We start from the raw sequence: 21970 nt of genomic DNA on the forward strand, positions 1-21970 counted from the left end.
TGCTAAGGTCAGCATGGAACCATGCCCGGCACGCTGGACGCCGGGCCACCAGGAATACCATGATGGCATCCCCCTCCGAGAACGTGCGGCTGTTCCTTGCGCTCTGGCCGGACGACACGACGCGCAATGCGCTGATGCAGCTGCAGGCACCGCTCCGCGGCAGGCTGGTGCCGTACCGGAACCTGCACCTGACGCTGGCTTTCCTTGGCTTGCAGCCAGTCGAGACCGTAAACGCCTGCAAGGACATCCTGATGCACCTCGGCTCCCCGGCGCCCGTGCTGAGGCTCGACAAGGTCGGGTACTTCGCCCGCAACCGGATTGCATGGGCCGGCGCACATGCGGCGCCGCCCGAACTGATGACGCTTTACGAGGAGCTTTCCGCATCCCTGACACACCACGGCATCGGCGGCGACCGACAGTCCTTCAAGCCGCATGTGACCTTGGCCCGCGATGCATCAATGCCGGTCGACATGACCTTCACGCCGATCGTGTGGCGCGCATCGCACGTGACGCTGGTGCAGTCGAAGACCGGCCCGGGCGGATCGGCATATGAAGTGATCGCGTCGCGCTCGCTCGATGAGAAGATTTGGATCCCGGATGAAGGCGGCCAGGACGCCGACCTGCGCGATTGAGTCCGCCTAGGCGGCCTCCTCCTTCGCCGCACCCTCGGCGGCGAGATTCTGCAGCACGCGGGCCGCAGCCGCCAGCCCAAAGCTTGCCGTGACCACCATGGAAGAACCGAACCCGGCGCAATTCAGGCCGCTGACGCCGGCCCCCACCGCACAATGCCCGGCCGCTTCCGGAAAGCGCAAGGGCTCGGTGGAGAAGACCGCGTCGATGCCGAAACGGCACTTCTCCCCGCGCGGGAATCCGTATTGCGAGCGCAGGCGCTTGCGCACCTTTGCCAGCAGGGGCTCCTGCTCGGTGCGGGCCAAGTCGCGGATTTCGATCCGGGTGGGATCCGTCTGCCCGCCGGCGCCGCCGATCGTCACCAGCCTGATCCCGTGATCGCGGCAATAGGCGATCAGGGCCGCCTTCGCCTTGACGCTGTCGATCGCGTCGATCACGTAGTCATAGCGGCCGGCGCCAATCGTCTGGTCCAGGTTGTCAGGCGAAATGAAATCCTCGATCTCCGTGACCAGGCAGTACGGGTTGATCTGTCGGATGCGCTCGGCCATTGCGCTGACCTTCGGCTTGCCCAGGGTGTCGCTCAGCGCATGAATCTGGCGATTCACGTTGGACTCGGCCACGTTGTCCAGATCGATCATGGTAATGCGCGCAATGGCGCTGCGCGCGAGCGCCTCGACGATCCACGAACCGACGCCGCCGACGCCGACGACACAGACGTGGGCAGCCTGGAAGCGCGCCAGTCCGGTCGCGCCGTAGAGGCGCGCCACGCCGCCGAAACGCCGTTCAAAGTCAATGTCGAATCCGACATCATGGTCGTCTTGACCAGGTCGGCCGGGGAAGTTCAGGATCGCGTTCATCCCGCCATTTTAACGGAGAGCAAGGACAAAGTTTTCCTCTAGAATCGTTTTGTAGGGCGATGGCGACGCTCTGACTGGGCAAGCCGCCGCACTCTTTTGAATTCATGCAACTTCTGCAGCTCATCCTCATTGCCCTGACCGCGCACACGGCCCTCGCCGGCGCCCGCGTCACTACTTCGCTGTACGCGCTGTCCTTGCACGCGTCGGAATTCACGGTCGGCATCCTGATCGCGCTGTTTGCGCTTTTCCCGATGCTGCTCGCGGTGAAGGCCGGGCGCCTGGTTGACCGGGCCGGTATCCGCGGACCGATGCTGGGGGGCGCGATTGCCGTTGCTGCGGGCTGCGCGCTGCCCGGCCTGGTGCCCGGGCTGTCAATGCTGCATGTGGCGGCACTGCTGGTCGGGACCGGATTCATGGTGATCCAGGTTGCAGCCCAGCACACGGTCGGCGCGATCAGCAGCGATGACCGGCGCGTGGCCAACTTCAGCTGGCTGGCGCTCGGCTTTTCGATTTCCGGTTTCTGCGGCCCCGTCATCGCCGGCTTCGTCATCGACCACGCCCGGTTCGCCAGCGCTTACCTTGTATTCGCTGTAGCCGGTGCCTGCGCGTTCATGCTGTGCGCGACGGCCGGCATCCGGGTCGGCAATGGTGCGCGCGGCAGCGGACCGACCTCGAAACAGCATGTCTTCCAGCTGCTTCGCGACCCGGAGCTGATGCGGGTCTACATTGTCGGCACGCTGCTGTCCTCCGCCTGGGAGTTGTTCACTTTCGTAATGCCGATCCATGGCACGCGCATCGGCTTTTCCGCCTCGACCATCGGCCTGATCCTCGGCTGCTTTTCCGTTGCGACGTTCGTCGTGCGCCTGGCAATGCCCTGGTTGTCGCGTCGCCATGGAGAATGGCGCATTCTTGCCGTTGCGCTGGCGATGGCCGCCGTCGCCTATGCGTTGATCCCGCTGATGCGGCAAGCCGCTACGCTTGCCGTAGTTGCGGCGGGACTCGGGCTGGCAGTGGGCGCCAGCCAACCCAACATGCTGGCCCTGCTGCACCGGCACGCGCCCGAAGGACGCGGCGCAGAAGCGGTTGGCCTGCGGGTCATGATCGGCAACGCGTGCCAGGTCTTCCTGCCGCTGGCATTCGGCGGCGCGGGCGCCGCCCTCGGCCTCGCCCCGGTGTTCTGGGGAATGAGCGCGCTCATCGGCGCCGGCGTCCCGCTCGCGCGCGCCCGGGAGCGCGCGACCCAGGGTACTGGCTGACCGCGGCTTGTCCTTGCTTGATCCAGGACAAGGTGTTCGTGCCGGTGGCCGGCGTATGTTCTATACTCGGGAAGGCGCCATGGCAGTACATCGACGCCGGACAAGACCAACACCAGACAAGGTACTCGAAGCAGGAATCAAGATGTCGATCGCGGATATACGCAAGGAATACAGCCGGGCCAGCCTGTCCGAGGAGGACGTTCATCCGGACCCGGTCGAACAGTTTGCGAAATGGTTCGGCGAGGCGGTCGCCGCACAGGTGCCCGAGGTCAATGCAATGAGCCTGTCGACGGTGAGCGCCGAAGGGCGTCCGTCGTCACGGATCGTGCTGGTCAAGGAATTCGACCAGCGCGGTTTTACCTTTTTCACGAATTACGACAGCCGGAAGGGCCAGGAATTGCGCGACCGGCCCCATGCCGCCCTGCTGTTCTTCTGGATCGAACTGGAACGCCAGGTGCGCATCGAGGGACGGGTGGCGCCGATCCCGGCGGCCGAAAGCGACACGTATTTCGACAGCCGCCCCCTCAACAGCAGGCTCGGTGCAATCGCATCCGACCAGAGCAGGCCCGCGGCAAGCCGTGATGCCCTCGAGGCACGTTTCGCCGAAGTCGCGAAGCAGCAGGGAGAACAGCCGAGCCGGCCCGCGCATTGGGGCGGCTACCGCCTGGAGCCGGACTATATCGAATTCTGGCAGGGACGACCGTCCCGTTTCCACGACCGGATCGCATACCAGCGGCAGCCCGACGGCAGCTGGACAAGACAAAGACTGCAACCGTAGTTCGTTTCTGCGTCACGCCGACATCGCATTACCGATCAATCCGTTTCATTTTGCGGAGGGTCTTATCGTGTTCTGGGAAAGGAAGCTGGGAAGCTGGGTCGACTCGATTCGCGGGCAATCGGCGCTGCCGCTGCGGCTCGAACTCTGGAATGGACAACGATATGACTTCGGCCAGCAGGCGAAGCCCGAAGTCACGATCAAGGTGCCGCATGTCTCGGCGCTCAGCTATTTGCTGACGCCCTCCCTGTCCAACCTCGGCCAGGCCTATGTCGAGGGCAAGATCGAGGTCGAGGGCAGGCTGAAGGAAATCATCCACGTCGGCAGCCAGCTGGCGGAACGTACCCTGAAACCCGAGGGGAGGTTCGCACGCATCGCCCGCAACGTCCGCCATACCCGCAAGCGCGACGAGGAGGCGATCCGCTATCACTACGACGTGTCCAACGCGTTCTACCAGGCCTGGCTGGACGAGAACATGGTCTACTCCTGCGCCTACTTCGAGAACGGGACCGAGGACCTGGGTGCCGCGCAACTCAGGAAGATCGACCACATCCTGACCAAGATCCGCCTTCAGCCGGGCCAGACGCTGCTCGATATCGGCTGCGGCTGGGGAGCCCTCGTGCTGCGCGCGGCGGAGAAGTTTGGGGCCCGCTGCACCGGCGTGACGCTGTCGGAAAACCAGCACGCGCTGGCGTGCGAACGGGTGCAGCGCGCCGGGCTGGCCGACCGGGTCGAGATCCGGCTCGAAGACTACCGGGACGTCAAGGGACGCTACGACCGCATCACCAGCGTCGGCATGTTCGAGCACGTGGGCGCAAAGCACCTGGTCGAGTACTTCCGCAAGATGCATGACCTGCTGGCGGACGGCGGCGTGGCGATGAACCACGGTATCACCAGCACCGATCCGAATGACGGCGAGACGCCATATGGCGGCGGCGAGTTCATCGGCCGCTACGTGTTCCCGCACGGCGAGCTGGAACATATCGGCACCGTGCTCAAGGCGATGCAGGAAGGCGGGCTGGAAGCGTATGACGTGGAGAACCTGCGCCGCCACTACGCGCGCACCTGCGGCATCTGGGCGGACAACTTCGAGGAGCGCGCGGACCGGATCAGGACACTGGTGGATGCCAGGCGCTTCCGCATCTGGCGGGTGTACCTCGCAGGCTGCGCCTATGCTTTCAATCACGACTGGGTGTCACTGTACCAGGTGGTCTGCGCCCGGGCAGGCGCCGACGCCTCGTCCCTGCCCTGGTCGCGCCGCTACATGTACGCCCAGCAGCCGGATCAGGTCCCCGCGCCGGCAGTATTGAGGCGGTCCGCGTAGACCTTGCGGAATTTTGCGACCTTCGGTGCGACCACGAACGCGCAGTACCCCTGGAAGGGATGCTGCCGGAAGTAGTTCTGGTGGTACTCCTCCGCCTTGTAGTACGGCTGCTCCGGCGAAACCTCGGTGACGATCGGAGCATCCCAGACGCTCGCCATGCAGGCGATCACCTGCTTCGCCGTCTCCTGCTGCTCGGGTGAATGCGTATAGATCACCGACCGGTACTGGGTACCAACGTCGTTGCCCTGCCGGTTCGGCGTCGTCGGATCGTGGATCGTGAAGAAAATCTCCAGGATCTCGCGATAGCTGATCACCTCCGTGTCGAACCGCAGCCGCACCACTTCGGCATGGCCGGTACTGCCTTCACAGACCTGTTCATAGCTCGGGTTGGGGACCGTTCCGCCGGTATAGCCCGATTCCACGCTCACCACGCCGCGCAGTTCCTGGTATACCGCCTCGGTGCACCAGAAACATCCGCCGCCCAGGGTTGCCGTTTCGATTGTCATGATCCACTCCATCCATGTTCGTGTATGACTTTAGCGTAAAGCATCACCCATGCCTATTGCCACCGGTTGCGTCTTCACAATCGCGTGTCCGGGGAACAGGAGCTTCCGCAAGGATGATGGCAAAGGCGCAGCGCCGCCGGCTGCGTGCTTTTTAGGCATAATGAACAAAATTTCGTGGGTTGCAGATGTCCAAACATTCCTCAAGCGCGGATCCGCCGGAGTTCGACGCGCGCCATTTCCGCAATGCGCTCTCGCAGTTCGCCACCGGTGTCACCGTCATCACCACGCGTCTCGCCGATGGAAGCTTCCTCGGCCTAACCGCCAGTTCATTCAATTCGGTCTCCCTCGATCCGCCGCTGGTCCTCTGGAGCCTGGCGCAGGGCGCGAGCAGCCTGCCGGTATTCACCGGCAATTCGCACTACGTGATCAATGTGCTCGGCGGGGACCAGGCGGCACTCGCCGAGCGGTTCGCGATGCGCATAGAGAATCGTTTCGAAGGGGTGGACTTCGTCCTTTCGCACACCGGCCTGCCCATCCTGAGAGGCGTGTCGGCCTGGTTCGAATGCCACAACCGCAGCCGTTATCCTGAGGGCGACCACGTGATATTCGTCGGCGAAGTGGAGCGCTGCGATGTCTCGCCGCGTCCCGCACTGGTGTTCCACGGCGGCAAATTCATGGCGACCGGTCTCTCCGGCGCCGAGCGAAGCTAGACGGGCGGGGGCAGCAGCCGGGCAAGGACGCCCGTGGAATCGTGGGCGGCGCGCCGCAACCGGTCGTTGACGCCCTGCCATCCTTCGTCGCTCGGCGGCGTTTCCACGAGGATGATATCGGCCCTGGCGGCGTCCATTTCCCGTAGCGCGGCATAAAGTCCGTGCGCGTAGCCGTTCGGGTCTGCCGGCAGCACCGCTTGCGCCACCGTCGGACCGGCATCCACCGTCCTGCGGATGAGCGCGCTGCGCCTTCCGCCGTCGGCAAGCTGCCGCAGCAGGCCGGGCAGCACAGGCGCCGCCGCCAGCGCCACCGGGGTCGCCGGTGCATAGTGCGACTCAAGGGTGCCCGAAGCGCGCGGCGCAGCGGCGTCCGGTGCGGATGGTGCAATGCCGATGACGCGGGCCAGGTCGGCAGCGCCGATACCGCCAGGACGCAGCAGCACCGGACCATGCGTATCGAGGCGGGACAGGTCGAGGATGGTCGACTCGATGCCGACTTCACTTTGGCCGCCGTCGAGCACATGCCGCACCGGTGAGCCGGGCCAGGTGCCGAATTCGTCCAGCACATGCTGCGCGGTGGTGGGGCTGACATGGCCGAACCGGTTCGCAGAGGGCGCCGCAAGGCCACCCTTTCCTTGCCTGAACTCCCGCAACAATGTCTGTGCGACCGGATGGGACGGGCAGCGCAACCCTATGGTGTCCTGCCCTCCCGACACCGCTGCCGGAACATGCGGCGCGCGCGTGAGTATCAACGTCAGCGGGCCAGGCCAGAACGAATCGATCAGGGCCCGAGCTTCAGGCGGCACCGCGGGCACCCAGTAGCCGGGGTCGGCTTCGGGGGCGAGGTGAACGATCACCGGGTGATTCTGTGGCCGGCCCTTGGCGGCATAGATGCGGGCCACCGCCGCGGGGTTCTCCGCGTCCGCCCCGAGGCCGTACACGGTCTCGGTCGGGAAGGCCACCAGTTCACCCTGCTCGAGGGCGCGTGCGGCGGCCTGTATGGCGGTATCGTTGATCGCGGAAGGCATGCCGGTACGGTCGCGTCAGGACGGGATGCCGAGCACGGCGCAGGCGCGCTGCATGCGGGCCTGCGCTTCGGCGAGCGTTGGCGCGACGAACGTCACGTGACCCATCTTGCGCCCCCGCCGCGGCGCATCCTTGCCGTACAAATGCAGGTTGGCGCCCGGCAGTGCCAGCACCTGGTCCCATGCCGGCTCGCGCGGCTGGTCGCTGCCGGCCGCGAACCAAATGTCGCCGAGGATGTTGAGCATGACCGCCGGCGAATGCTGGTGCACATCGCCCAGCGGCAGGCGGGCCATTGCCCTGGCCTGCTGGGCGAACTGGCTCGTGACGCAGGCGTCGATCGTGTAGTGGCCGCTGTTGTGCGGCCGTGGCGCCATCTCGTTGACGACGACGGCACCGTCCTCCAGCACGAAGAACTCGATGCAGAGCACGCCGACGTAGCCGAGCCTGGCGGCGATCGCGAGCGCGGCGGATTGCGCGCGCACGGCGGACTCCGGCGCCACGTTGGGTCCCGGTACCGTGGTGGTGAAGAGGATGCCGTCGCGATGCACGTTCTCGGCGATCGGATAGACCACGGCCCGGCCGTCGGCGCCGCGCGCGGTCAGTACCGAGACTTCGTAGGCCAGCGGAAGCATCTTCTCGAGTACGCAGACGACGCCATTCATGCCTGCCCAGGCTGTTCTCGCCTCTTCGCGGTCGCGCACCCTGACCTGCCCCTTGCCGTCGTAGCCGAGGCGGGCGGTCTTCAGGATGCCGGGGAACAGCGTGTCCGGCAGCGCTTCGATGTCCGCCGCCGCGGCAATCACCCCATACGGGGCCGGCATGACGCCGGATTCGGCCGCACACTCGGTGAAAAAGCGCTTCTCCTCCACGCGGTCCTGGGCCACGGAGACGCAGGCCGCCGCGGGCGAGACGAAGCTGCGCGTCGCAAGCAGTGCGAGGCTGGGCGCGGGCACGTTCTCGAATTCGGTGGTGACGGCAGCACAGCGTTCAGCCAGCGCCGCGAGGGCCTGCTGGTCGTCGTAGTGGGCGCGAATGAGCAGGTCCGCCGCGTGCCCCGCCGGACAGTCCTCGGCCGGTTCAAGAACAGCCACCTTGAATCCCATCTTCTGGGCCGCGTGGACGAACATGCGTCCCAGCTGGCCGCCGCCCATCACGCCCAGCCAGGTGGCGGGCGACGCCGCCGGCAGCAGGGGCGCGTCGTTACCGGTCACGTCGCTCATGACGGCAGCTTCATGTCGAACGCCGCCTGCGTCTGCCTGGCGCGGAACGCCTCGAGGCGTGCGGCAAGCTGATCGTCGGTGGTGGCAAGGATGGCGACGGCGGTCAGTGCGGCGTTGGCGGCGCCCGCCTCGCCGATGGCAAAGGTCGAGACCGGCACACCCTTCGGCATCTGCACGATGGACAGCAGCGAGTCTTCTCCGCGCAGATACTTGGACGGCACCGGTACGCCAAGCACCGGCACGATGGTCTTGGCGGCGACCATGCCCGGCAGGTGGGCCGCGCCGCCGGCGCCGGCGATGATCGCGCGCAGGCCGCGCTCGCGCGCGGTCCGGGCATAGTCGAACATCTGGTCCGGCATCCGGTGCGCGGAAATCACGCGGGCTTCGTGCGGCACGCCGAATTCCTTCAGCATGGCCACCGCGTGCTGCATCACCTCCCAGTCCGAGGAGGAACCCATGATGACGCCAACCAGGGGCGTTTCCGTCAACGCTGCGCTCATGTCAGTCCTTCAGGGTCTCGCCGGTCAGGCGCTGCAGCGCCTCGCGGTACTTGGCGCCGGTCTTCTCGATCACATCCGCCGGCAGCGGCGGCGCCGGAGGCGTCTTCTTCCAGTCGCGCAGCGTTTCCAGGTAGTCGCGCACGAACTGCTTGTCGAAGGACGGCGGCGACATGCCGGGCGCGTAGGAATCCGCCGGCCAGAAGCGCGAGGAGTCGGCGGTCAGCACTTCGTCCATCAGGTGCAGCGTGCCGTTGTCATCCAGGCCGAACTCGAACTTGGTGTCGGCGATGATGATGCCGCGCGTCGCGGCGTAGTCGGCGGCGGCCTGGTAAAGGCGGATGCTGATGTCGCGCATCTGGGCAGCGAGTTCCTTGCCGATCCGGTTCTCCATCTCCGCGAAGCTGATGTTCTCGTCATGCTCGCCGAGGTCGGCCTTGGCCGCAGGGGTGAAGAGCGGGGCGGCCAGCTTGTCGGCCTGGCGCAGGCCAGGCGGCAGGGCAATGCCGCACACGGCCCCGGACTCCTGGTAATCCTTCCAGCCGGAGCCGATGATGTAACCACGCACCACGGCCTCCACCAGGATGGGCTTGAGGCGCTTGGCGACAACGGCGCGACCGCGCACCTGGTCAGCCTCCTCCGGCCGCACCACGCTTTCCGGGGCGATGCCGGTAAGGTGGTTGGGCACGATCCCGCCCAGCTTGGCGAACCAGAAGTCCGACATCTGGTTGAGCACCTTGCCCTTGCCGGGGATAGGCTCGTTCATCACGACGTCGAAGGCGGACAGGCGGTCGGTGGTCACGATCAGGATCTTGTCGTCGCCGACCCCGTAGTTGTCGCGCACCTTGCCGCGCCCGAGCAGCGGCAGCGACTGGATGCTGGATTGGTAGAGGCTGTTCATAGGGTTTCCAAAAAAGCTAAAACCGGCGGGTGTCACCACACCGCCGGCCAATGGCTCAACGCCAGTTTTTGATGCGCGTAATTTTACTGCACGATCTGCGCGAGTTCGCCTTTCTTGTATTTTTCCGCCATCTTTTCGAGCGGGATCGCCTTGATCCTGTCGGCCTGGCCTTCGCAGCCGAAGGCGATGAAGCGCGACTTGACGACTTTCTTGGCGGCCTCGCGGGCCGGCTTCAGGTATTCGCGCGGGTCGAACTTGGACGGGTTTTCGACGAAGAAGCGGCGGATCGCGCCGGTCATCGCCAGGCGGATGTCGGTGTCGATGTTGATCTTGCGGACACCGTGCTTGATGCCTTCCTGGATTTCCTCGACCGGCACGCCGTAGGTTTCCTTCATGTCGCCGCCGAATTCGCGGATCTCGGCCAGCAGCTCCTGCGGCACGGAGGACGAGCCGTGCATCACCAGGTGGGTGTTGGGGATGCGCTGGTGAATTTCCTTGATGCGCTCGATCGCGAGAATGTCGCCGGTCGGCTTGCGCGAGAACTTGTAGGCGCCGTGGGAGGTGCCAATGGCGATGGCCAGCGCGTCGCACTGGGTCAGCTTGACGAAATCGGCGGCCTGGTTGACGTCGGTCAGCAGCTGCTCGCGGGTCATCGTGCCTTCCGCGCCGTGGCCGTCCTCCTTGTCGCCCTTCATGGTCTCGAGCGAACCGAGGACACCGAGCTCCGCCTCGACGGTGACGCCGATCGCATGGGAGAACTCGACCACCTTGCGCGAGACCTCGACGTTGTATTCATAGCTGGCCACCGACTTGCCGTCTTCCATCAGCGAGCCGTCCATCATCACGGAAGTGAAACCGGACTTGATCGCGGCCATGCAGACCGCCGGCGACTGGCCGTGGTCCTGGTGCATTACGACTGGAATGTGCGGATAGGCTTCGACCGCGGCTTCGATCAGGTGGCGCAGGAAAGCTTCACCGGCGTATTTGCGTGCGCCGGCGGAAGCCTGCATGATCACCGGCGAGCCGGTTTCGCTGGCGGCTTCCATGATCGCGGTGACCTGTTCCAGGTTATTCACGTTGAATGCGGGCAGACCGTAACCGTTTTCGGCGGCATGGTCGAGCAGTTGACGCATGGATACGAGAGGCATGATGTTCTCCAAACAATAAAATTAGTACTCGCCGATCTTCATGATCTTCAGGGCGTTGGTGCCGCCGACCTGCCCCATTGGTTCGCCCCAGGTGACGACAATCATGTCACCTTTCTGGACGACGCCTTTAGCGAGGAGCAAATCCTGCGCGCCTTTCAGCACCGCCTCGCGATCCGTCGAATGCGCCAGCTCGAAGCTGGTGACATTGCGGTAGAGCGCCGCCTTGCGCTGGGTGCCGAGTATCGGCGTGAGGGCAAAGATCGGGATGTCGATGTTGTGCCGGCTCATCCACAGCGCGGTGGAGCCGGACTCGGTCAGTGCGCAGATCGCCTTCACCCGCAGGTGATAGGCGGTGAACAGCGCGCCATAGGCGATCGACTGGTCGATGCGGGTGAAGGTGGCATTCAGGAAGTCCGCGTCCAGCTTGACCACGTCGGATTTCTCGGCTTCCATGCAGACCGCGGCCATGGTCTCGACGGTCTCGACGGGGTATTTGCCGGAGGCGGTCTCGGCGGACGCCATCACGGCATCCGTGCCATCCAGCACGGCGTTGGCGACGTCGGAGACTTCCGCGCGGGTCGGCACGGCGTTGACGATCATCGACTCCATCATCTGGGTCGCCGTGATGGTCAGCTTGTTGGACGCGCGCGCCATGCGGATCATGCGCTTCTGCAGCGCCGGCACGGCGGCGTTGCCCACTTCGACCGCGAGGTCGCCGCGGGCGACCATGATGCCATCGGAAGCGTCGAGGATCTCCTGCAGCAGCGGAATTGCCTCCGCGCGCTCGATCTTGGCGATCATCTGCGGCTTGTGGCGGGTGGACTCGCCGGCAATGGTGGCAAGCTGCCTGGCCATCATCATGTCGGTCGCGTTCTTCGGGAAAGACACCGCGATGTAGTCGGCCTTGAAACTCATGGCCGTCTTGATGTCTTCCATGTCCTTGGCGGTCAATGCAGGCGCGGACAGTCCGCCGCCGAGGCGGTTGATACCCTTGTTGTTCGACAGCTCGCCGCCGATGCGGACGGTGGTATGAATGGCATTGCCGACCACCTTGTCGACCACCAGCACGATCAGGCCGTCATTGAGCAGCAGCACGTCGGACTGCCGGATGTCGCGCGGCAGTTCCTTGTAGTCGAGGCCGACATGGGCCTGGTTGCCGAGCTCGCAGTCCGCATCGAGCACGAACTTGCTGCCGTTCTCGAGGAAGATCTTGCCGCTCTCGAACTTGCCGATGCGGATCTTCGGCCCCTGCAGATCGGCCATGATTGCGATCTCGCGTCCGCATTCGGCCGCTACCTTGCGCACCAGGTCGGCGCGTTCGATATGATCCTGCGCCTTCCCGTGCGAGAAATTGAAGCGGACGACGTTCACCCCGGCCTGCAACATGCGTTTCAGGACGTCCGGATCGCTGGAGGCGGGACCGATGGTGGCGACGATTTTGGTAGCTCTGATCATGAATGGACCTGGTTGTCTGCTGCGAAGGGCGGATGGGGCAGGCCGGCTGCGCGCATCCGGCACGCGCACTACTTGGCGCGCTGCAGCAGGATGTCGACCGCCGGCAGGGTTTTCCCCTCGAGGAATTCGAGGAAGGCGCCGCCGCCGGTGGAGATGTAGCCGACCTTGTCCGCGATGTTGTACTTGGCAATGGCCGCCAGCGTATCACCGCCGCCGGCAATCGAGAATCCCTTCGACCCGGCGATCGCCATCGCCAGCGTCTTCGTGCCCTCGCCGAACTGGTCGAACTCGAACACGCCGACCGGCCCGTTCCAGACCACCGTGCCGGCCTGTGCGATCTGCTGCGCGAGCTGCGCGGCGGTCTTCGGCCCGATGTCGAGAATCATGTCGTCGTCCGCCACGTCCTTGACATCCTTGACGGTGGCTGCGGCAGAGGCGGCAAACTCCTTGGCGCATACGACGTCGACCGGGATCGGCACCGAGGCGCCGCGCCGGGCCATCATGTCGATGATAGCCTTGGCTTCGCCGACCAGGTCCGCCTCGGCCAGCGATTTGCCGATCTTCAGTCCGGCCGCCAGCATGAAGGTGTTGGCGATGCCGCCGCCCACGATCAGGTTGTCGACCTTGTCGGCCAGCGTCTTGAGGATGGTGAGCTTGGTCGACACCTTGGAGCCGGCGACGATGGCGGCCAGCGGACGAGCCGGGCTGCCCAGCGCCTTGCCGAGCGCATCGAGCTCGGCCGCCAGCAGCGGGCCGGCGCAGGCGACCGGGGCAAATTTGGCGATGCCGTGCGTAGTGGCCTCGGCGCGGTGCGCGGTGCCGAAGGCGTCGTTCACGTAGACGTCGCACAGGCGCGCCATCTTCTGCGCCAGTTCGTCGCTGTTCTTCTTTTCACCCTTGTTGACGCGGCAGTTCTCGAGCAGCACCACTTCGCCCGGCGCGACGTCGACGCCATCCACCCAATCCTGCTTGAGCGCCACCGGCTTGCCGAGCAGTTCGGACAGGCGGGCCGCGATCGGCGCGAGCGAGTCCTCCGGCTTGAATTCTCCTTCCACCGGACGGCCGAGATGCGAGGTCACCATGACTGCGGCGCCGGCCTGCAGGGCATCGCGGATCGCGGGGACGGAAGCACGTATGCGGGTATCTTCGGTGATGTTGCCGGCATCGTCCTGCGGCACGTTGAGATCTGCGCGGATGAACACGCGCTTGCCCTGGAGTTCGTTGCGTGCGATGAGCGCGCTCAATCGGTTGAATTGCATGGCTGCCAGACAAGAATTGAAAGAATGGAAAAGCCGGTATTTTAACGCAGCGCCCTCCCCTCCACGCCGTTTTCAGGCTGATATTTCACAAGAGAACCGTTTGTCCGCGGCCAACATTACCGCATCGGTTACATACTGATCCGCAGCAGCGTGTACAGCGCCATGCCGGCGATGATGGTGCCGAGCAGATGCCGCGTCGCCAGGAAGAAGGCGGTGGCGCCCAGCCCGGCCATCAGCTTGGGATTCATCACACTGAGATGGAGTCCGCCGTCGACGAGCACCAGATCGGGCGCGACAATCGCGGCAAGCGCGGCTGCCGGCGCATAGCGCAGCGCATGCTGCACCCGCGGCGGCATTTTCACTGCATGGCCGAGCAGGAAGATCGTGCAGCGGGTGACGAGCGTGGCTGCGGTAAGCAGCAGTATCGTGAGCCAGGTATCCACGGCGCCCATCACTGTTCCTTCTTCTTGTCGAGCCATGCGTCGGCCAGCATCGCGCCGATCATGCCGACGATGACGGCCAGCAGCAGCCCGAGCCGGTACGGCAGTCCGACGGTGGCAACGGCGATCACGCTGGCGAGCACGACGCCGACGAACGCCGCCAGGTTGATGGTCAGCGGGATGGCGATCGCCAGCAGCGCGAGGGTGCCGGCGAAACCGATACCCCAGCTCTCCGGGATCTGGCCGGCGAGCAGGATGCCGACCACCGATCCACCCTGCCACGCGCACCAGTTGGGATAGCCGATGCCGTTGAAAAAGCCAACCTTGCCCGGCGTGTGCGGCGCGGTCTCGGCCGGAAAGCGCCGGGGGAACAGGCCCATCGTGATGTCGGCGTTGAAGTAGCCATGCCACACCCGCCGGTACCAGGGCAGGTGGGCAAAGTGCGGCGCGATGGCGGCGGCGAAGATCACGAAGCGCAGGTTGACCACCAGGGCGGTGACGAACACCACCCCGACCGGCGCACCCGCGGCCATCAGCGGCACCGCGGCCAGTTGCGCCGATCCGGCGAACACCAGGAAGGTCATGCCGAGGGCCTGCCAGAGCGTCAGTCCGCTCTTGACCATCGCCATGCCCGTGACCATGCCCCAGGCAAAGATGCCAGGCATGGTCGGCGCGCATGCCTTGAATCCTTCGCGGAAGGCGCTTCTCTCGATATCGTGGGAAGTGGGCTCGGTGATGCTTGCTTGCGAATTGCTCATCTTGGCGGTGTGATGGTCGCGCCGCCTGCAGTGCGGGGAGCCTGTCCGGTGACGGAGGAAGGGTCCGGGTGGCGCGTGCGGACCGCTGGAACAGGGGCCGGCAGTCCGCGAAAACAGCAAAGCCGCCATTCTACCGATGATTTTTTTTCCTCGTTCGGATCAGCTAGAATCTTCGTTTTGCATGACTCTGGAGAACGACATGTCCATGGCCGACCGTGACGGAAAGATCTGGAAAGACGGTGAACTGATCGAATGGCGCGACGCGACCATCCACGTGCTCACCCACACCCTGCACTACGGCATGGGCGTCTTCGAGGGCGTGCGCGCATACAAGACGGACGAAGGCACCGCGATCTTCCGCCTGCGCGAACATACGCAGCGGCTGTTCAACTCGGCCAAGATCTTCCAGCTGCAGATTCCCTTCGACATGGAGACCATCATGGAGGCGCAGTGCCAGGTGGTACGCGAGAACAAGCTGGAGTCCTGCTACCTGCGTCCTCTGGTCTGGATCGGGTCCGAGAAACTCGGCATCTCGGCCAAGGGCAACCAGATTCACGTCGCGATCGCGGCATGGCCGTGGGGTGCCTACCTCGGCGAGGACGGCCTCGCCAAGGGCATCCGCGTCAAGACCTCGTCGTTCACCCGGCATCATGTGAACGTGTCGCTGGTGCGGGCAAAGGCTTCCGGCTACTACATCAACTCCATCCTCGCCAACCAGGAAGCGCTCGCGGACGGCTACGACGAAGCGCTGCTGCTGGATACCGAAGGATATGTATCGGAGGGCTCCGGAGAAAACGTCTTCATTGTCAAGAACGGCAAGATCTATACGCCCGACCTCGCGTCCTGCCTCGACGGCATCACCCGCGACGCCGTGCTGACGATGGCGCGCGACCTCGGCATCGAGGTCATCGAGAAGCGCATCACCCGCGACGAGGTGTACTGCTGCGACGAGGCCTTCTTCACCGGCACGGCGGCGGAAGTGACGCCGATCCGGGAACTGGACAACCGGCAGATCGGCGAAGGCCGCCGCGGCCCGGTGACCGAGAAGCTGCAGAACCTGTTCTTCGATGTGGTGGCCGGCAAGGCACCGCAGTACAAGCACTGGCTGACCCTGGTTTAATCAATATCGGAACATCCCATGACCCAAGCACAACAACAGCAGCACATGAGTTACGTCGAACTGGACGGCAAGGACCTCCCGGCCTACTGCCCGAACCCGGCCATGCCGATCTGGTCTTCGCATCCGCGCGTCTACCTGCCGGTGGAAGCCAATGGCGAAGGCAAGTGCCCGTACTGCGGCACCGTCTACCGGGTCAAGCCCGGCACGCACGTCAAGGGCCACTGACCTCCGTCCCGGGCGCATCCGCTGCCCGGGTGCCCAGCCCGGTATGCGGCATTGCTCTATACTGGGCCTTCGACTTCATCCAACCAGCTGCCGCCTTTTTCCGCTGCGCCATGCCTCCCGGAAAAGGAGAACCAATCGCCATGCCACTGCCCACAATGCTCGAAACACCGGAACAGGCCGAGGCCGCATTCTATGAAGCGATCAGCCGTGCCGACGTGGAGGCGGTGATGGCCCTGTGGGCCGACGAGGAAGACATCGTCTGCATCCATCCGGGCGCGCCGCGCCTGGTCGGTCATGCCTCGATCCGCGCCGCCTGGGAATCGATCTTTGAACAGGGCGGCGTGCAGATCCGCCCGGTGCAAGTCCATGTCACGCAGAACACCATGACCGCCGTCCACAACATCATCGAAGAGGTCCATCGGACGGTTTCACGCCAGCAGGACATCCATATCCTGGCGACCAATGTCTACATGAAAACGTCCGCGGGCTGGCGCCTGGTGACGCACCATGCCTCGGTGGTGCCGGGCGAGGCGCCCGCCGACATCCCGGTATCCGCGCTGCTGCATTGAGGTCGACATGCACTACGCGGCCCCCTCCTGGCTGCCCGGCGGCCACCTCCAGACGATCTTCCCGGCGACCCTGATCCGCAAGCCGAGGCTCGACTTCCGGCGGGAACGCTGGAACAGCCCCGACGGCGACTTCATCGACGTCGACTTCGTCGACGGCCGGCCCGGCCAGCCCTTCCTGGTCCTGTTCCACGGACTCGAAGGGTCCTCCGCCAGCCATTACGCCCGGGCCCTGATGTCCCATATCGCCGCGCTCGGCTGGTCGGGCGCGGTCCCGCATTTCCGCGGCTGCTCTGGCGAACTCAATCACGCGCCGCGCTTCTACCATTCCGGCGATGCGGCCGAAGTCGACTGGATCGTCCGGCGGCTGGCGGCGGGACGCGAACGACCGTTCTACGCGGCAGGCGTCTCGCTCGGCGGCAATGCCCTGCTGCGCTGGCTCGGCGAGTCGGGACAGCAGGCCGGGATCGTCGATGCTGCCTGTGCCATCTCCGCGCCGCTCGACCTGGCCGGCGGCGGTGCGGCGCTCTCGCGCGGCTTCAACAAGATCTACACCCGGCTTTTCCTGCAGACGCTGAAGCCGAAATGCCTGCAAAAGCTGAAGCAGTTTCCGGGATTGTTCGATGCGGACCGGATGCTGAGGGCCCGCAACCTGTACGAGTTCGACAATGTGGTCACCGCGCCCCTCCACGGATACCGCGACACGGACGACTACTGGCACCGGGCCAGCGCGCGCCATGTGCTGAACGACATCGCGGTGCGGACCCTGGTGCTCAATGCGAAGAACGATCCGTTCCTGCCGGCGCACCACCTGCCCCAATCCGCCTCGTCACAGGTGACGCTCGACTACCCGGACCACGGCGGCCACGTGGGATTCGCCGCCGGCGGCATTCCCGGGCGCATCGACTGGCTGCCGTCGCGGATCGTGCGCTTCCTCACCGAAGGACATTGAACATGGACGACATCGTCAGGCAGGCAATGGCCAAATGGCCGAACGTGCCGCACTGCTACGGCTGGCTGGCGCTTGACGCGCGCGGCAACTGGCGGATGCGCGACGAGCGCGCCCAGGCGCTCAAGCTGCCAGGCGACCGCATCGGCAACGCCGCGCTGCTTGCCTTCATCAATCGCAACTACACGCGCGACGATCGGGGCCGCTGGTATTTCCAGAACGGTCCGCAACGGGTGTACGTGAACCTTGACGCGACGCCCTTCGTCGCCCGCACCGATCCGGCGCTCGGCTTCGTACTGCACACTGGGGAAGCGCTGCCTCCCGTGGACGAGGCGTGGCTTACCGAGCAGGGACAACTGTTGCTGAAGGCGGGAGAAGTGCTGGCGCTGGTCGACGACCGCGACATGGCGCAATGCCTGTCGCTATTGGTGATCGGCGGAAAACCGGTCGAGGACGAGCAGCTGCTGGCATGGATGGAGCAGGATGGTGGTGCAGGGCAGGCGTTGATGCTCGCCGCCGGCGGTCGACACCTGCCCGTCGGACGCATCCGCCGCGCAGAGCTGGCGGGACGTTTCGGTTTTGTCAGCGCACCGCAGGCGGACTGAGACAAGAGAAAGATTCGGGCGACGTGCGCGTGACACGTTCACCGCCCGCGTCCCCGCATGCGGTCCTGCACCGTCTAGCGGTCCTTCCCTTCCTTGACCTGCTCCAGCCAGCGCGCCTTGAATTCGCGTTCACGCGCATCGATCATTGCCTGGTCGTAGAAGCTGGCGTCAGGTGCACGGCGCGCGATGTTGAGCTGCTCGAGGGCGGCCGGCAGGCTGCCATTGAGCGCATACGATTCCGCCAGCGCCAGATGCTGCAGGGCCTGCTTGCCCTGCACCGCATAGGCCCGCGCAAGCTGGTCCTGCAGCTTCGGGTCCTCGCGGTAGAGCTGTGCCTGGTCGCGCAGGAAGTTGACGGCTTCATCCACGCGTCCCGATCCCACCAGGGCGTCCGCGTACTGCCTGGAGATGCTGCGGGACAGCGGGAATTTCGCGCGGGCGGCCTCCGCCTCCTTCAAGGCTTCCTCGTGTTCGTTGGCCGCCAGGCGGATATCAATGGCGAGACCGGCGAGCAGCGGCGTCTGTACCGGCGCCGAAGCGCCCTGCGCCGCCGCATACGCCTCCTGCAGCAATCCCTTTGCCTTTGCCGTCGCGCCCTGGCGCATCGCGACGAAGGCCAGGCCGTACTTTCCCGCCGCGATCTGCGTCCGGGTCTTCTGCTGCAACTGGCTGTCGAAGGCCGAGGCCGCTTCGCGCAGACCTTGTGCGGACAGGTCCTGCAGCACCCGCAGGCGAGCCCGCACCAGGTGGAAATCCAGCCCATCCGCTCGCTGCTTGTAGCGCTGTCCCCGCGTGCGCGCCTCGATGTCGGCCATCCGCTCCGTCGTCAGCGGGTGCGAGCGCAGGTAAGCCGGCGCGGTGTCATTGTAGGCCCGGCTCGCGTTCTGGACGCGGTTGAAGAAGGAGATCATCCCGCTCGTGTCGTAACCGGCGTTACGCAGGATCTCCAGTCCGATACGGTCCGCCTCGCGCTCGGCGTCACGGCTGAAGCCGAGCTGCCGCTGCAGCGCCACCCCCTGCCCACCCATGATCAGGGCGCCGGCGGCGTCCGGGCTGGAGCGGGCAGCCAGCGCCCCCAGCACCATCGCCGCCAGCGGAATCAGCGCGTCCTGACGCTGCCTGCCCAGCATGCGGGCAATATGGCGCTGCGACACGTGGCCGATTTCATGCGCGACCACCGAGGCCAGTTCCGATTCATTCTGCGCGGCCAGCACCAGTCCGGAATGGACACCGACGAAGCCGCCGGGCAGCGCGAAGGCGTTCAGCATGCTGTCGCGCACGGCAAAGAAGAAATAGTCGTAACCGGCTTCGCCGCGCGCCTCCGGCGCAGCCGCAAGAAGGGTGGCGCCGAAATTGTTCAGGTACTCCAGCACCGCCTCGTCGTCGAGATAGTCACGGTCGCGGCGGATGTCGCGCATGATCTGCTCACCGAGCTTGCGCTCCATGACCGGCGACAGCTCCTCGCGCTCGGTGTCGCCGAGGCTGGGAAGGTTCTGGGCCTGGACATGCGGGGCGATCGCCAGCACGGGCAGCGCCAGCGCCATGGCAGACAGGACGGTTGCAGCGATGCGCCGGCCGGCGCGCTGCCTCGAGGACCGGGATGGAGATTTCACGGTGCTATGATAACCGAGACCGAACATCATCAAGCGACACGGGGAATCTTTACGAATGAGCAACCAGGATCATGAATCGGCGGCCGCAGGGCTCACGCATTTCGATGCGGCGGGACAGGCGCACATGGTGGACGTGGGGGAGAAGAAGGAAACGCATCGGGTCGCCGTGGCGACGGGGCTGATCAGGATGCAGAAGGAAACGCTCGCCATCATCCAGGCCGGTACTGCCAAAAAAGGAGACGTGCTCGGGATCGCAAGGATCGCCGCGATCATGGCGGCGAAACGCACCAGCGACCTGATTCCGCTTTGTCATCCCCTTGCATTGACGAAGGTCGGGGTGGAGTTCGCCATCCTCGAAAGCAGTTGCGAAGTACGCTGCACGGCGCAGGTCGAGACCTATGGCAAGACCGGGGTCGAGATGGAAGCGCTTACCGCCGTACAGGTCGGGCTGCTGACCATTTATGACATGTGCAAGGCGGTGGATCGCGGGATGCTCATGACGGACATCGGACTTGTCAGCAAGCGTGGCGGCAAGTCAGGAGAATGGCAAGCGTAGCGATGCTAGAACAGCCCGGTCAGCCATATTCTTGGACGGAACATGCCCGGGAAGGCACGGGTGACCTCCTCATGATACCGCGCGAAATCCGCTACCTCGGGATACAGGCCGTTCCAGAACAGCACGGTAGCTGCCAACAAGATTAGCACGGCCAACATTCTTGCAATACCGCCCCTTAGTTCTTCGTTGCCGAGCAACGGCGTCGATCGCTGGCGGGAACGCACCCAGCCCAGCGCGCACCCGATATAGAAGGCAATCCAGAGCTGGCTGACGGGCATGACGATCAGGCCTGAAACCAGTCCGTCAATGAGGATGGCACCTCCGATCGTCAGCCACGCGCACGCCAGGTCCTGATTCAGCCTGTCTTTCGGAAGCAGGTTCCGAGACGCCCGCCACAGCCCTCGACATCCTGATGCCACGGCGACAAGAAGCGCCAGCAGCGCCGGCGCCCCCCACTCCGATGCGATCTGGAGCACCCAGTTGTGCGGGTGAGCGGCGTTCTTCAGGTGGACGGCATAGTGCGCGAAGTGCACCGGCCCCATCCCCAGCAACGGATGCTGGAGTATTGTGTCCCAGGCCAAACTCCAAAGCTCGAGTCGCCGCGAGGTGGGATCCGCCGCGGTGCGGCCAACGGTGGAAGACAAGAAGTCGAGCGGCTCAAATCCGATGGCGGTCGGCAGGTAGCGGAAGAAGACTACGTAAGCCACTAGTCCGGCGGTCGAAGTGGCAAGGAATAGCGCGCACCAACGCAGCGCAAAACGGCGCCTGAGAATGAGCGCAATCAGTAAACCGCCTGCGATGCCGACAAAGGTGCCGCGCGCCGATGTAAGAAATACGATGGACCACCACATCGTGGCCGTGCCGAACCAGAGCCAGAACTGTTTCCCATAGCGTTCGCTTCGGATCAGCAATAGACAGAGGATCGGCAGACTGACCGTCTGCATGTGGTTCATGAAGCGGAAATTGTCGAACCCATGAATAATGTCATTGTGCCGGGGCTGCACATCATTCAGTACGAAGGCAACGAAATTGATGGCCAGGTGATAGAGATAGAAAAGGCATCCAATGCCGCAAACGCAAAAAACCGCATTCAGGTATCGCTGTGACGCCGCCCGCACCTCAGAGGCAACGAGCAAGGCAAGAATAAGCAGGAGGAGGAATGTGGCGACCTCATGGAATGCGAGCCGCGGGGAGTAGGCAACGCTGCTCGACACGGCACCCAGCGAGAAAAAAATGACGAGCGCGACCAAAGCTGATCGCGAGGTCCACGCAACGGTGGCCGGCGCGGCGAGCAGTCGCCAGGCCGCAATGACAGACGCCAGGGTCAGGCAAACAGCTTCGCCGAATCGCTGACCGTCATGGTATCCGCCGCCGACAAAGGAAAAGGAGAAGTAAGGACTGGCGACCAGCACCAGTGCCACAAGCAATGCAAAGGGAACGCGGGCATGCGTCCGAAGGATTTGAGCAGGATGGAAGATGGAAGTCATTCTGCCGCTTGCAATGAATGGTTTTGACTTGCGGGACTTGCGGAGGCGAAAAAAAACGGGTGCATGAGCACCCGTTCTTCCGATGAG

24 protein-coding genes are annotated in these 21970 nt (G+C 64.7%); 11 read left to right on the forward strand and 13 right to left on the reverse strand.

The features are described 5' to 3' along the window. Window positions 1-59 precede the first annotated feature (59 nt). On the forward strand, window positions 60-632 hold the full coding sequence (gene thpR / locus VIM12_RS10015; protein WP_331941476.1) for an RNA 2',3'-cyclic phosphodiesterase: 573 nt from the start codon (window positions 60-62) through the stop codon (window positions 630-632). A gap of 6 nt (window positions 633-638) precedes the next feature. Here thpR and tcdA read toward each other — a convergent pair whose 3' ends face one another. Continuing rightward, window positions 639-1487 carry a tRNA cyclic N6-threonylcarbamoyladenosine(37) synthase TcdA gene (tcdA, locus tag VIM12_RS10020; protein ID WP_331941477.1) on the reverse strand — a complete coding sequence of 283 codons (849 nt, stop codon included), beginning with the start codon at window positions 1485-1487 and terminating at the stop codon, window positions 639-641. A gap of 104 nt (window positions 1488-1591) precedes the next feature. Here tcdA and VIM12_RS10025 point away from each other — a divergent pair, with 104 nt between their 5' ends. The 3 genes from VIM12_RS10025 (at window position 1592) to VIM12_RS10035 (ending at window position 4842) form a co-directional block, all read left to right on the forward strand. Beyond that, window positions 1592-2743, forward strand: coding sequence for an MFS transporter (locus VIM12_RS10025; protein ID WP_331941478.1), 1152 nt, complete (start codon window positions 1592-1594; stop codon window positions 2741-2743). A 142-nt stretch (window positions 2744-2885) separates the two neighbouring features. Next, the gene (gene pdxH, locus VIM12_RS10030) at window positions 2886-3521 is read left to right on the forward strand and encodes a pyridoxamine 5'-phosphate oxidase (RefSeq protein ID WP_331941479.1); all 636 of its coding nucleotides are present in this window, start codon (window positions 2886-2888) and stop codon (window positions 3519-3521) included. Between the two features lie 67 nt (window positions 3522-3588). Then, window positions 3589-4842, forward strand: a complete 1254-nt coding sequence (locus VIM12_RS10035) for a cyclopropane-fatty-acyl-phospholipid synthase family protein (RefSeq protein WP_331941480.1) — start codon at window positions 3589-3591, stop codon at window positions 4840-4842. Here VIM12_RS10035 and msrA read toward each other — a convergent pair. Beyond that, window positions 4803-5348, reverse strand: coding sequence for a peptide-methionine (S)-S-oxide reductase MsrA (msrA, locus tag VIM12_RS10040; RefSeq protein WP_331941481.1), 546 nt, complete (start codon window positions 5346-5348; stop codon window positions 4803-4805). The genes VIM12_RS10035 and msrA overlap by 40 nt on opposite strands. Window positions 5349-5533: 185 nt before the next feature. Between msrA and VIM12_RS10045 the strand changes: the two genes are divergently transcribed. After that, entirely contained in the window at window positions 5534-6058 is a 525-nt protein-coding gene (locus VIM12_RS10045; protein ID WP_331941482.1) for a flavin reductase family protein, read from the forward strand. On the opposite strand, the gene VIM12_RS10050 is transcribed toward VIM12_RS10045, so the two are convergent. The 9 genes from VIM12_RS10050 to VIM12_RS10090 form a co-directional block, all read right to left on the reverse strand. Next, window positions 6055-7086 (reverse strand): L-threonylcarbamoyladenylate synthase, encoded by a 1032-nt coding sequence (locus VIM12_RS10050; protein ID WP_331941483.1) that lies wholly within the window; start codon window positions 7084-7086, stop codon window positions 6055-6057. The genes VIM12_RS10045 and VIM12_RS10050 overlap by 4 nt on opposite strands. A gap of 15 nt (window positions 7087-7101) precedes the next feature. Further along, a complete protein-coding gene (locus VIM12_RS10055; RefSeq protein WP_331941484.1) occupies window positions 7102-8304 on the reverse strand; it encodes a 5-(carboxyamino)imidazole ribonucleotide synthase in 1203 nt (400 codons plus the stop codon). Further along, window positions 8301-8804, reverse strand: a complete 504-nt coding sequence (gene purE, locus VIM12_RS10060) for a 5-(carboxyamino)imidazole ribonucleotide mutase (protein WP_331941485.1) — start codon at window positions 8802-8804, stop codon at window positions 8301-8303. The genes VIM12_RS10055 and purE overlap by 4 nt, the downstream gene beginning before the upstream one ends. Window position 8805: 1 nt before the next feature. After that, window positions 8806-9702, reverse strand: a complete 897-nt coding sequence (locus VIM12_RS10065) for a phosphoribosylaminoimidazolesuccinocarboxamide synthase (RefSeq protein ID WP_331941486.1) — start codon at window positions 9700-9702, stop codon at window positions 8806-8808. 83 nt (window positions 9703-9785) lie between these two features. Beyond that, window positions 9786-10850 carry a class II fructose-bisphosphate aldolase gene (gene fba, locus VIM12_RS10070; protein ID WP_331941487.1) on the reverse strand — a complete coding sequence of 355 codons (1065 nt, stop codon included), beginning with the start codon at window positions 10848-10850 and terminating at the stop codon, window positions 9786-9788. A gap of 21 nt (window positions 10851-10871) precedes the next feature. After that, a complete protein-coding gene (gene pyk, locus VIM12_RS10075) occupies window positions 10872-12305 on the reverse strand; it encodes a pyruvate kinase (RefSeq protein ID WP_331941488.1) in 1434 nt (477 codons plus the stop codon). 68 nt (window positions 12306-12373) lie between these two features. After that, window positions 12374-13564: a phosphoglycerate kinase gene (locus VIM12_RS10080; protein WP_331941489.1), complete on the reverse strand. Its 1191-nt coding sequence runs from the start codon at window positions 13562-13564 to the stop codon at window positions 12374-12376. A 128-nt stretch (window positions 13565-13692) separates the two neighbouring features. Continuing rightward, a complete protein-coding gene (locus VIM12_RS10085; protein WP_331941568.1) occupies window positions 13693-14016 on the reverse strand; it encodes an AzlD domain-containing protein in 324 nt (107 codons plus the stop codon). Then, window positions 14016-14762: an AzlC family ABC transporter permease gene (locus tag VIM12_RS10090; RefSeq protein WP_331941490.1), complete on the reverse strand. Its 747-nt coding sequence runs from the start codon at window positions 14760-14762 to the stop codon at window positions 14016-14018. Before VIM12_RS10090 ends, VIM12_RS10085 begins: the two co-directional genes overlap by 1 nt. A gap of 199 nt (window positions 14763-14961) precedes the next feature. Here VIM12_RS10090 and VIM12_RS10095 point away from each other — a divergent pair, with 199 nt between their 5' ends. The 5 genes from VIM12_RS10095 (at window position 14962) to VIM12_RS10115 (ending at window position 18227) form a co-directional block, all read left to right on the forward strand. Beyond that, on the forward strand, window positions 14962-15882 hold the full coding sequence (locus VIM12_RS10095; RefSeq protein WP_331941491.1) for a branched-chain amino acid transaminase: 921 nt from the start codon (window positions 14962-14964) through the stop codon (window positions 15880-15882). 18 nt (window positions 15883-15900) lie between these two features. After that, window positions 15901-16107 (forward strand): zinc-finger domain-containing protein, encoded by a 207-nt coding sequence (locus VIM12_RS10100; RefSeq protein WP_331941492.1) that lies wholly within the window; start codon window positions 15901-15903, stop codon window positions 16105-16107. Between the two features lie 140 nt (window positions 16108-16247). Next, on the forward strand, window positions 16248-16676 hold the full coding sequence (locus tag VIM12_RS10105; RefSeq protein ID WP_331941493.1) for a nuclear transport factor 2 family protein: 429 nt from the start codon (window positions 16248-16250) through the stop codon (window positions 16674-16676). A 7-nt stretch (window positions 16677-16683) separates the two neighbouring features. Beyond that, window positions 16684-17625 (forward strand): YheT family hydrolase, encoded by a 942-nt coding sequence (locus VIM12_RS10110; RefSeq protein ID WP_331941494.1) that lies wholly within the window; start codon window positions 16684-16686, stop codon window positions 17623-17625. Window positions 17626-17627: 2 nt separating this feature from the next. Beyond that, window positions 17628-18227 carry a DUF2946 family protein gene (locus tag VIM12_RS10115; RefSeq protein WP_331941495.1) on the forward strand — a complete coding sequence of 200 codons (600 nt, stop codon included), beginning with the start codon at window positions 17628-17630 and terminating at the stop codon, window positions 18225-18227. Window positions 18228-18301: 74 nt separating this feature from the next. On the opposite strand, the gene VIM12_RS10120 is transcribed toward VIM12_RS10115, so the two are convergent. Next, window positions 18302-19771, reverse strand: coding sequence for a M48 family metallopeptidase (locus VIM12_RS10120; RefSeq protein WP_331941569.1), 1470 nt, complete (start codon window positions 19769-19771; stop codon window positions 18302-18304). Between the two features lie 124 nt (window positions 19772-19895). Between VIM12_RS10120 and moaC the strand changes: the two genes are divergently transcribed. Next, the gene (moaC, locus tag VIM12_RS10125) at window positions 19896-20396 is read left to right on the forward strand and encodes a cyclic pyranopterin monophosphate synthase MoaC (RefSeq protein ID WP_331941496.1); all 501 of its coding nucleotides are present in this window, start codon (window positions 19896-19898) and stop codon (window positions 20394-20396) included. A gap of 5 nt (window positions 20397-20401) precedes the next feature. Here moaC and VIM12_RS10130 read toward each other — a convergent pair whose 3' ends face one another. Next, window positions 20402-21883 (reverse strand): O-antigen ligase family protein, encoded by a 1482-nt coding sequence (locus VIM12_RS10130; protein WP_331941497.1) that lies wholly within the window; start codon window positions 21881-21883, stop codon window positions 20402-20404. Window positions 21884-21970 lie beyond the last annotated feature (87 nt).

The organism is Noviherbaspirillum sp. (assembly GCF_036563305.1).
In the GTDB taxonomy this organism is placed as follows: Bacteria; Pseudomonadota; Gammaproteobacteria; order Burkholderiales; family Burkholderiaceae_D; genus Noviherbaspirillum.